We start from the raw sequence: 9,957 nt of genomic DNA on the forward strand, positions 1-9,957 counted from the left end.
GGGGAGGGTGTGGTGATGACGTTTTCTGCAACAGACGCGGCCTTTGAAGGTTTTCGCGTGGTGCGGCGCAAGCCGATGGTGCTGCTGTGGTGGGCCGCCTTTTATCTGGTCAGCTTCGCACTGATATTCCTGCTGGCTGCCGGCCCGATCGCGGGCGTGATGGCCGCAGCGTCGGATCTTGAGAATATGGGACCCGGCGCGACGCCCGAGGATCTGCGGCCGTTCATGATGGCCTATCTGGCCGTGTTTCCGATCCTCATCCCGCTGGGCATATTGATGGGGGCTGTCCTCAACGCCGCCGTGGCGCGCTCGGTTCTGGAGCCCGGCAAATCGGCATTTGGTTACCTTCGGATCGGTATGGATGAGGTCCGCGTGGCCGTGGTCTCCGTGGTCCTGTCGATCGTCATGGGCCTGGCCGCGATGGTCATCTTCGGAGTAGCAGGGTTCATTGCCGGATTCCTTGGAGCCGCCGACGTACCGGGGGGGGCGCTGATCATTGTCGTGGTGTTCCTCGCAGCGATTGCGGCGATGATCTGGCTGGCGGTGCGGTTGTCGCTGGCCATTCCGATCACCGTGGCCGAGAAGCGGTTCGCTTTCTTTGACTCGTTCAAGGTGACGGGCGGGCATCTGTGGGGGCTGATCGGCATGGCGGTCATCGCCTTTGTCATGACCCTTGTTGTCAGCATTCTGACGTCGATCGTCTTTTTCCCCCTGACCATGGGTATGGGAGCGGCCGTTGACTGGGAATCGCTGGAAGGCATGAACGCCATGGGCATCCTGCAGGCCATCGGTCCGATGGTGGCGGTCGCCATCGTCCTGCAGGCGATCTCGTCGGCGCTGCTGGCGGCGGTCATGTATGCGCCGTTTGCCGCCGCCTACCGCGATCTGAAGGGCACGGGCACGCCCGAGCTGGCCTGATCGCCTGACTGACCGATCAACGATGAAGCCCGGGCGTCAGGCTTTCGCCCGGGCTTTTCGTTTGGCCGGTGCCGGCTCGGCCGTGAGCGCCACCACACGCGCCTTGCGGCGGTCCTCATGGCGCTCCAGCACGGGCTTGAGGTAGCGACCCGTCCAGCTGGCGGCGTTGTCGGCAACCTGTTCCGGCGTGCCGACCGCGACGATCTCGCCGCCCCCGTCGCCGCCCTCGGGGCCAAAGTCGAGCAGCCAGTCGGCCACCTTGATGACGTCCAGATTGTGCTCGATCACCACGATGGTGTTGCCGGCCTCGACCAGTTCCTGAAGGACCTCGAGCAGCTTGCGCGTGTCCTCGAAATGCAGACCGGTGGTCGGCTCGTCGAGGATGTAGAGGGTCTTGCCGGTGGCGCGTTTCGACAGCTCCTTGGACAGCTTGACACGCTGGGCCTCACCGCCCGACAGGGTGGTGGCGGGCTGGCCGACCTTGACGTAGCCCAGGCCCACGCGCTCCAGCGTCAGCATACGGTCGCGGATCGGCGGCACGGCCTTGAAGAAGGTCGCGGCCTCCTCGACCGTCATATCCAGAACGTCGGATATGCTCTTGCCCTTGAACACCACTTCCAGCGTTTCGCGGTTGTAGCGTTTGCCCTTGCAGACGTCGCAGGTGACATAGACGTCGGGCAGGAAGTGCATCTCGATCTTGATGACGCCGTCGCCCTGACAGGCCTCGCACCGCCCGCCCTTGACGTTGAAGCTGAACCGACCGGGGCCATAGCCGCGCGCCTTGGACTCCGGCAGGCCGGCGTACCAGTCGCGGATCGGCCCGAACGCGCCGGTGTAGGTGGCCGGGTTCGAACGCGGGGTGCGGCCGATGGGCGACTGGTCGATGTCGATGACCTTGTCGAAATGCTCCATCCCCTCGATGCGGTCGTGGGGGGCCGGGGCGTCAGAAGCATTGTGAAGGCGGCGCGCGGCGGCCTTGTACAGCGTCTCGATGGTGAAGGTCGACTTGCCCCCGCCCGACACGCCGGTGATGCAGGTGAACAGGCCGACCGGGATCTCGCCCGTCACGTTCTTGAGGTTGTTGCCGGTGGCGCCCGAGATGCGGAGCATCCGCTTGCGGTCGACCGGGCGGCGGCCATCGACCGGCAGTTCGATCTCGCGCTCGCCGGTCAGATATTTGCCGGTCAGGGACCTGGGGTTGGCCATCACCTCATCCGGCGTGCCCTGGGCGCAGATCTCGCCGCCGTGGACGCCCGCAGCGGGGCCCATGTCGATGACATGATCGGCGGTCAGGATGGCTTCCTCATCGTGCTCGACGACCAGCACGGAGTTGCCGAGGTCGCGCAGGCCGCGCAGGCTGTCCAGCAGGCGGCTGTTGTCGCGCTGGTGCAGGCCGATGGACGGCTCGTCCAGCACATAGAGCACGCCGGTCAGGCCCGAGCCGATCTGACTGGCCAGACGGATGCGCTGGCTCTCGCCGCCCGAAAGGGTGCCGGAGTTGCGCGACAGGTTCAGATAGTCGAGCCCGACATTGTTCAGGAACCGCAGCCGGTCGGTGATCTCCTTGAGGATACGCCGGGCGATCTCGGCCTGCTTCTCGGTCAGGGTCTCCTCAAGGGTCGAGAACCAGAGGTATGCCTTCGAGATCGACAGGGCGTTGACGTCGGCGATGTCCTCGCCGTTGATCTTGACGGCCAGAGCCTCGGGCTTCAGCCGCTTGCCGCCGCAGGACTCGCAGGGCGTCTCGGACTGGTAGCGGCCCAGCTCCTCGCGCACCCAGGCGCTGTCGGTCTCGCGCCAGCGACGCTCAAGGTTCGGAAGCACCCCCTCGAACGGCTTGGAGACCTCATATTTGCGGGCATTGTCGTCATAGACGAATTTGATCTTCTCCTTGCCCGTGCCGCCCAGGATGACGTCGCGCGCCTCCTGCGGCAGGTCGCGCCAGGACTTGTCCATCGAGAAGCCATAGTGGCGGGCCAGTGCCTGCAGCGTCTGGGTGTAGAGGGGCGAGGGACCGCGCGACCATGGGGCGACCGCGCCCTTGTGCAGGGTCTTGTCGGTATCCGGCACCACCAGCCCGGCGTCGAACGCCAGCTTGACGCCCAGGCCGTCGCACGACGGACAGGCCCCGGTCGGGCTGTTGAACGAGAACAGCCGCGGCTCGATCTCGCTGATGGTGAACCCCGACACCGGACAGGCGAACCGCTCGGAAAAGATGATCCGGCGCGGCTCGGTCTCGCCCTCGGCCACACTGGCCCATTCGGCAACGGCGATGCCGTCGGTCAGCTTCAGCGCGGTCTGCAGGCTGTCGGCGTAGCGGCCCTCAAGGCCCTCCTTGGTGATCAGCCGGTCGACCACGACATCGATGTCGTGCTTGAACTTCTTGTCGAGGACCGGCGCGTCCTCGATCGGATAGAATTCCCCGTCGATCTTCAGCCGCTGATAGCCCAGCCGCTGCCATTCGGCGATTTCCTTGCGGTATTCGCCCTTGCGGTCGCGCACCACGGGCGCCAGCAGCAGGATGCGCTCGCCCTCGGGCAGGGCGGTCAGCTTGTCGACCATCTGGCTGACGGTCTGGCTCTCGATCGGCAGGCCCGTGGCCGGCGAATAGGGCACGCCGACCCGCGCCCACAGCAGGCGCATATAGTCGTTGATCTCGGTCACCGTGCCGACGGTCGAGCGCGGGTTCTTCGACGTCGTCTTCTGTTCGATCGAGATGGCCGGCGACAGGCCTTCGATCAGGTCGACGTCCGGCTTGCCCATCAGCTCCAGGAACTGGCGCGCATAGGCCGACAGGCTCTCGACATAGCGCCGCTGGCCCTCGGCATAGATGGTGTCGAACGCCAGCGAGGACTTGCCCGAGCCCGACAGCCCCGTCATGACCACCAGCTGGCCACGGGGAATGTCGACATCGACGCCCTTGAGATTGTGCTCGCGTGCGCCGCGCACACGGATGAAGTCGTGTTTTTCGATCATGCCTGTCCGGGAACGCAGAGAGGGCCGGACGGGTCCGGCGTGCCGCCGCTATATGGGCACTGAATCGCAGGATGCAGCAAGAACATTTAGGGAACCTGCGAGGGACTGGCCGGTCTTCTCACGGCTTCGTGCGGCGAATGCGGCTTGCACCCCGGAGCCTTTGACCCCATTCTGATGTCTTCGCGTGAGTAGTTTCGGAGGCCAGACGATCATGATCAGCGCTGTGGAAATCGGTTTCGCCCTTTCCCTCGTCGCCCTCGTGGTCGCCTATGTCTCGCTCCAGCCTCGCCCGAAACCCGTCCCCATCCGCATTCGTGACGCTCAGCGGCGTCGCCGCCCGGACGCCTGACGGCCGAACCCTCTTCGAAAATCTGAGCCTGTCGCTGGGGCGCGAGCGCACCGGCATCGTTGGTCGCAATGGCACCGGCAAGACGACCCTGCTTGATCTGATCGCGGGGGACCAAGCTCCGGCCGAAGGCCATATCGTGCGCAATGGCTCCATCGCCCGTCTGCGACAGGACGCCGGGGCCGTGCCGGGCCAGACCGTGGCCGCCGCGCTGGGGGTCGAGGCGGCGCAGGCGCGGCTGGCCCGCATTCTGGCGGGGGACGGTACTGCCGACGACCTGGCCGAGGCCGACTGGACCCTTGAGGCGCGACTGGAATCGGCGCTGGCAGCCGTGGGGCTGGGCGGATTGGCGCCGGCCCGCGAGGCGGCGACGCTCAGCGGGGGCGAACGGACGCGGCTGGAGCTGGCGGCGCTGGAGCTGGCGGGGGCCGAGCTGATCCTGCTGGATGAACCCACCAATCATCTTGATGCCGACGGCCGCGCACTTGTGGCCGAGCGCCTGTCTCGCTGGCCGGGCGGGGCGGTGGTGGTCAGTCACGACCGCGCCCTGTTGCGCCAGATGGACCGGATCGTCGAGTTGTCGCCGCTGGGGGCCACGGTCTATGGCGGCAACTACGACCTCTATGCCGAGCGCAAGGCGATCGAACGGGTCGCGGCCGAGCACGATCTGGCCGTAGCCGAGAGCGAGGTCGCCCGCACGGCCGCCGATGCCCAGCGCCGGGCCGAAGGCAAGGCCCGGCGGGATCGCGCGGGGCGGAAGAAGGGCATGAAGGGCGATATGCCCAAGATCCTGCGGGACTTCCGCGCAGAGACAGCCGAGAATTCCGCCGGCCATGACGCCCGGCTGGCGGCCCGTCAGGCGGCAGAGGCCGAACAGACCCTGGTTGCGGCGCGTGAACGGGTCGAGCGGGTGCGGCGGATGACCCTGCCCCTGCCTGAGACAGGACTGGCCGCCGGGCGACAGGTGCTGACTCTGCAAGGCGTCAGGGTCGACGGCGAACGAGGCCTTCGGGTCGGTCCCGTCGATCTGAGGCTGACCGGAGCGGAACGGGTGGCGATCACCGGCCCCAACGGGTCGGGCAAGACCACCCTGCTGGACCTGATCGCAGGGCGGATCATGCCGTCAGCGGGCACGGTCGAATGCGCGGTGCCGCTGGCCCTGCTGGACCAACACGCCGGTTTGCTGCGCGACGACGAAACCCTGATCGAGGCCTGGCAGAGGCTGAACCCGGACGGCACACTGAACGACGCCCAGGCGGCGCTGGCGCGGTTCCTGTTCCGCAATGTCGAGGCGCACAAACGGGTGGAGACCCTGTCGGGCGGCGAGCGCCTGCGGGCCGCTCTCGCCTGCGTGATGACGGGCACGCGTCCGCCGCAGCTGCTGGTGCTGGACGAGCCGACCAACCATCTGGACCTGGACGCCATCGAGGCGGTCGAGGCCGCGCTGGCCGCGTGGGACGGGGCGCTGGTGGTCGTCAGCCACGACCGCGACTTTCTGGACGCGGTCGGGATCGAGCGCGAGATCCGGCTCTAGTTCTCCGACGACGGATCGCCTGGCACCGTCTGCACCGGCGGGGCGTCCGCCGGGTTGGTCGGCACCGGCGGGGTCGTCAGCGCACTGTCCTCGGTGCGGACGCCACGCAGGTGCTTGGCCTCTTCCTTTTCGCCGATGTCGAGGAAGCCGGGGGCCGAGGCGTTGTGCTGTTCCAGATTGCCGGTGCGGACGACGACCGAGCGATAGCCGTCCCAGATCATGTGGAGGGCGACATACAGCACGATGAAGAGGCCGACGTAGCCGATCCAGCGATGCTTGTTCAGCAGCTTGGCGATGAAGGTCGCGGCCACACCCATCAGGGCGATCGATAGCACCAGACCAAAGACCATGATCCACGGGTGATCGTGGGCGGCGCCTGCGACGGCCAGCACATTGTCGAGCGACATGGTGATGTCGGCGATCATGATCTGGACCAGGGCCGCGCAGAAGGTCTTGCGCTTGATGCCCATTTCCTCGGGCGTGGCCCCGCCGCCGTGGTGGGCAGCCAGCGCCATCTCCATGGCCTCGCCGGACTCGGCCTGGTCGTGAGTCCGCTGTTCCTGCAGTTCGCGCCACATCTTCCAGCACACCCACAGCAGCAGGAAACCGCCGGCCATCAGAAGGCCGACGATGGCCAGCAGCTGGACGGTGATCAGGGCAAAGCCGATGCGCATGATCACGGCGGCGGCCAGACCGATCAGAATGGCCTTCTTTCGCTGTTCAGCGGGCAGGGCGGCGGCCGCCAGACCCACGGCCACGGCATTGTCGCCGGCCAGCACCAGGTCGATCATCAGCACCTTGCCAAGCGCGGTCAGTTGGCTGGCGAGTTCGGGAGACGAGAGAAATTCCATTTCGGCTCTGTAAGGCAGTCAGGGGCGGTCCGGCAAGCGGTGAGCGATCCGTGTTTGTGCCCCTATTTCAGCTGGAGTAGGATTGCGCCATGACCCGCGACGAACTGCTTGCCAGACTGAGGGACCAGAAGCCGTGGCTGGCAGAGCAGGGGATCGTGAACCTGCGCCTGTTCGGCAGCTATGCGCGGGATGAAGCGGGGCCGGACAGCGACGTCGATTTGCTGGTCGATACCTCCCGGCCGCTGGGGTTGGAGTTCCTGACGGTCGAGCGGCTGCTGGGAGAGCGGCTGGGCCGGTCGGTCGAATTCTGCTCCACGGACGTCATGCACTCCAAGATCAGGAGCAAGGCAGAGGGCGAAGCGGTTGCCGTTTGAAGAGACGGACAGCATTCATCTCGATGAGATGCTGGACGCGGCCACGCGCCTGAGGGCGCATCTGCAAAGGATAACGGTCGAGGCCTTCGAGGACGATGCGCTGGTTTATGACGCGGTTTGCCTGTGTCTGATGCGGATCGGGGAAGGCGCGCGGCTGCTCTCTGACGCCGCAAAGGCCCAGCTGCCCGATGTGCCATGGCCGGATGTCATCAATCTGCGACATCGCATTGCCCATGGCTACAGTCACCTTCGGGGGTCGGTGATCTGGATGACCGCCATGCGCAGTGTTCCCGCCCTCGAGGCGGCCCTGCGCACGCTGCGGGCGCGGATGGACTGATCCTCAGCCCTGCTTCCTTGACGCCTCATAGAGGGCGACGGCGGCGGCGTTCGACACATTGAGGCTTTCGAAGCCACCCGGCATGGGAATGCGGGCAAGGGTGTCGCAGTTTTCCGCCACCAGACGACGCAGGCCGTCGCCTTCCGAGCCCATGACCAGGACGGTGGGGCGCCCGTCGAGCGCCTCGTCCAGCGTCATATCGCCCTCGCCTTCCAGCCCGACGATGTGCCAGCCGGCCTCCTGCAGGGTGCGGAGCGCGCGCGACAGATTGGTCACCCGGGCACAGGGCAGGCGCTCGGTGGCGCCGGCCGCCGTCTTGGCCAGCGGTCCGGCCAGCGCCGGGCTGTGCCGGTCCTGAACGATGATGCCGCGGGCCCCGAAGGCCAGCGCCGAGCGGAAGATGGCACCGACGTTCTGCGGATCGGTCAGCTGGTCCAGCATGACCAGTATGCCGCGCGCCGGATGGGCCAGATCGTCCAGATCCACGCCCTCCAGCGGCTTGACCTTGAACACCAGCCCCTGATGCACAGCGCCGGGCGGCAGCAGGCGCGCCAACCGGTCACCGTCCACCACCTCGACCGCGTGGCCGTTCAGCAGTTTGTCACGCTCCAGCTCGGCGGCGCGATCGGCCGTGGCCATCAGTCGGCCCATGCCCTGACGGGCCGGGTTGGCGAGCGCCGCCAGAACGGGGTGGCGGCCCCAGATCAGGGAATCAGGATCCAGTCGGTCACGGCCCTTGTCACGGCCCGGCTCGCGGGCAGGTTTGGCATCCCACGGGTCGGGCGCGGCGGCGCGATCCCCCTTGCGGCCGGGCTTTGCGGGCTCTTCGGCACGGCTCCGGGGGGGTGGTTTGCGACCGGATTTCCGGTCGTTGCGTTCGCGGTTCGACGACACTATAAGACGCGCTCCGATTTGGGAGCCCAAGGGCTTTCCGGGTTGGGCACCCCCTCTAACGCAGGCGATGCCCGAACCCGAAGTCTTTATTCGACATTGATCCTTCGGGGTCGGGTCGGAGGCCTGATGACGATCACGTACGTGCTTGGGGGAATGTCCCGAGTGGCAAAGGGGGCGGACTGTAAATCCGCTGCGTAAGCTTCGCAGGTTCGAGTCCTGCTTCCCCCACCACGCACGTCCGGGATCGCAAAGGGCCGGTGTCCAGACCGGAACCGGGTGTGGTGCCTACCGCTTATGGGGGCCACCGCATTCTCTGCGCGGGTATAGTACAATGGTAGTACAGCAGCCTTCCAAGCTGAATATGTCGGTTCGATTCCGTCTACCCGCTCCAGGTTTTTGACAGCACTTAGCGCCCCTCAACCCGGGCCATCAGGAGTTTTGGCCATGGCCAAGGAAAAGTTTGAACGCACCAAGCCGCACTGCAACATCGGCACGATTGGTCACGTTGACCATGGCAAGACGACGCTGACGGCGGCGATCACGATGACGCTGGCGAAGGCCGGTGGAGCCAAGGCGATGGCCTATGCGGACATCGATGCGGCGCCGGAAGAGAAGGCCCGCGGCATCACGATCAACACGGCGCACGTGGAATATGAGACGGCCAACCGTCACTATGCGCACGTCGACTGCCCCGGCCACGCCGACTATGTGAAGAACATGATCACGGGCGCGGCGCAGATGGACGGCGCCATCCTGGTGTGCTCGGCCGCGGACGGCCCGATGCCGCAGACCCGCGAGCACATCCTGCTGTCGCGTCAGGTCGGCGTGCCGGCGCTGGTGGTGTTCCTGAACAAGGTCGACATGGTCGACGACGAGGAACTGCTGGAGCTGGTCGAGATGGAAGTGCGCGAGCTGCTGAGCTCGTACCAGTTCCCGGGCGACGACATTCCGATCACCAAGGGCTCGGCCCTGGCCGCGGTCGAAGGCCGTGACCCCAAGATCGGCGAGGAAGCCATCCTCGAGCTGATGCGCACGGTCGACGAATACATCCCGCAGCCGGAGCGTCCGGTTGACCTGCCGTTCCTGATGCCGGTGGAAGACGTGTTCTCGATCTCGGGCCGCGGCACCGTGGTCACGGGCCGCGTCGAAAAGGGCATCGTCAAGGTCGGTGAGGAAGTCGAGATCGTCGGCATCCGTCCGGTCCAGAAGACGACCTGCACGGGCGTGGAAATGTTCCGCAAGCTGCTGGACCAGGGCCAGGCGGGCGACAACGTCGGCGTGCTGCTGCGCGGCACCAAGCGTGAAGACGTCGAGCGCGGCCAGGTGCTGTGCAAGCCGGGCTCCATCACCCCGCACACCAAGTTCGTGGCCGAGGCCTACATCCTGACCAAGGAAGAGGGGGGCCGTCACACGCCGTTCTTCACCAACTACCGCCCGCAGTTCTACTTCCGTACGACGGACGTGACCGGCATCGTGCACCTGAAGGAAGGTGTGGAGATGATCATGCCCGGCGACAACGCTGAGCTGAACGTCGAGCTGATCACCCCGATCGCCATGGACCAGGGCCTGCGCTTCGCCATCCGCGAAGGCGGCCGCACGGTCGGCGCCGGCGTCGTGAGCAAGATCACGGAGTAAGAGGGACGCTAACGCTCGGCTCGCGGAGCCTCGCTGCTTGAGCGTCAGAAATCCTACCCCCGCCGGAGCAATCCGGCGGGGGTTTTTGTTTG

The 9,957-nt window shown here is 66.3% G+C and carries 8 protein-coding genes and 2 tRNA genes; 7 read left to right on the plus strand and 3 right to left on the minus strand.

The features are described 5' to 3' along the window. Positions 1 to 15: 15 nt before the first annotated feature. Entirely contained in the window at positions 16 to 918 is a 903-nt protein-coding gene (locus B4K74_RS06575; protein WP_286692263.1) for a hypothetical protein, read from the plus strand. A gap of 36 nt (positions 919 to 954) precedes the next feature. Here B4K74_RS06575 and uvrA read toward each other — a convergent pair whose 3' ends face one another. Next, positions 955 to 3,894 carry an excinuclease ABC subunit UvrA gene (gene uvrA, locus B4K74_RS06580; protein WP_286692264.1) on the minus strand — a complete coding sequence of 980 codons (2,940 nt, stop codon included), beginning with the start codon at positions 3,892 to 3,894 and terminating at the stop codon, positions 955 to 957. Between the two features lie 314 nt (positions 3,895 to 4,208). Here uvrA and B4K74_RS06585 point away from each other — a divergent pair, with 314 nt between their 5' ends. Further along, positions 4,209 to 5,774 (plus strand): ABC-F family ATP-binding cassette domain-containing protein, encoded by a 1,566-nt coding sequence (locus B4K74_RS06585; RefSeq protein ID WP_414631898.1) that lies wholly within the window; start codon positions 4,209 to 4,211, stop codon positions 5,772 to 5,774. Here the strand turns inward: B4K74_RS06585 and B4K74_RS06590 are convergent. Beyond that, positions 5,771 to 6,625 carry a TerC family protein gene (locus tag B4K74_RS06590; protein ID WP_286692266.1) on the minus strand — a complete coding sequence of 285 codons (855 nt, stop codon included), beginning with the start codon at positions 6,623 to 6,625 and terminating at the stop codon, positions 5,771 to 5,773. The two genes, B4K74_RS06585 and B4K74_RS06590, sit on opposite strands and share 4 nt — an antisense overlap. 89 nt (positions 6,626 to 6,714) lie before the next feature. Here B4K74_RS06590 and B4K74_RS06595 point away from each other — a divergent pair, with 89 nt between their 5' ends. Next, positions 6,715 to 6,999 (plus strand): nucleotidyltransferase family protein, encoded by a 285-nt coding sequence (locus B4K74_RS06595; protein WP_123286113.1) that lies wholly within the window; start codon positions 6,715 to 6,717, stop codon positions 6,997 to 6,999. Beyond that, positions 6,989 to 7,336, plus strand: a complete 348-nt coding sequence (locus B4K74_RS06600) for a DUF86 domain-containing protein (protein ID WP_123286112.1) — start codon at positions 6,989 to 6,991, stop codon at positions 7,334 to 7,336. The genes B4K74_RS06595 and B4K74_RS06600 overlap by 11 nt, the downstream gene beginning before the upstream one ends. Positions 7,337 to 7,339: 3 nt before the next feature. On the opposite strand, the gene rlmB is transcribed toward B4K74_RS06600, so the two are convergent. Further along, entirely contained in the window at positions 7,340 to 8,230 is an 891-nt protein-coding gene (gene rlmB, locus B4K74_RS06605; RefSeq protein ID WP_123286111.1) for a 23S rRNA (guanosine(2251)-2'-O)-methyltransferase RlmB, read from the minus strand. 147 nt (positions 8,231 to 8,377) lie between these two features. Here rlmB and B4K74_RS06610 point away from each other — a divergent pair. The 3 genes from B4K74_RS06610 to tuf all read left to right on the plus strand — a co-directional run bounded on the left by B4K74_RS06610 (position 8,378) and on the right by tuf (position 9,865). Then, positions 8,378 to 8,461: transfer RNA gene (locus tag B4K74_RS06610), tRNA-Tyr, on the plus strand. Positions 8,462 to 8,547: 86 nt separating this feature from the next. Further along, positions 8,548 to 8,621, plus strand: a tRNA-Gly gene (locus B4K74_RS06615). Between the two features lie 53 nt (positions 8,622 to 8,674). Then, positions 8,675 to 9,865: an elongation factor Tu gene (gene tuf, locus B4K74_RS06620; protein WP_286692267.1), complete on the plus strand. Its 1,191-nt coding sequence runs from the start codon at positions 8,675 to 8,677 to the stop codon at positions 9,863 to 9,865. Positions 9,866 to 9,957: the final 92 nt, after the last annotated feature.

Origin of the sequence: Brevundimonas sp. UBA2503 (genome assembly GCF_002341485.1) — a bacterium.
GTDB lineage: Bacteria > Pseudomonadota > Alphaproteobacteria > Caulobacterales > Caulobacteraceae > Brevundimonas > Brevundimonas halotolerans.

Coding starts and splice junctions, on each gene's coding strand:
- B4K74_RS06575 (WP_286692263.1), top strand. CDS start 16: ATGACGTTTTCTGCAACAGACGCGGCCTTTGAAGGTTTTCGCGTGGTG.
- uvrA (WP_286692264.1), bottom strand. CDS start 3,894: ATGATCGAAAAACACGACTTCATCCGTGTGCGCGGCGCACGCGAGCAC.
- B4K74_RS06590 (WP_286692266.1), bottom strand. CDS start 6,625: ATGGAATTTCTCTCGTCTCCCGAACTCGCCAGCCAACTGACCGCGCTT.
- B4K74_RS06595 (WP_123286113.1), top strand. CDS start 6,715: ATGACCCGCGACGAACTGCTTGCCAGACTGAGGGACCAGAAGCCGTGG.
- tuf (WP_286692267.1), top strand. CDS start 8,675: ATGGCCAAGGAAAAGTTTGAACGCACCAAGCCGCACTGCAACATCGGC.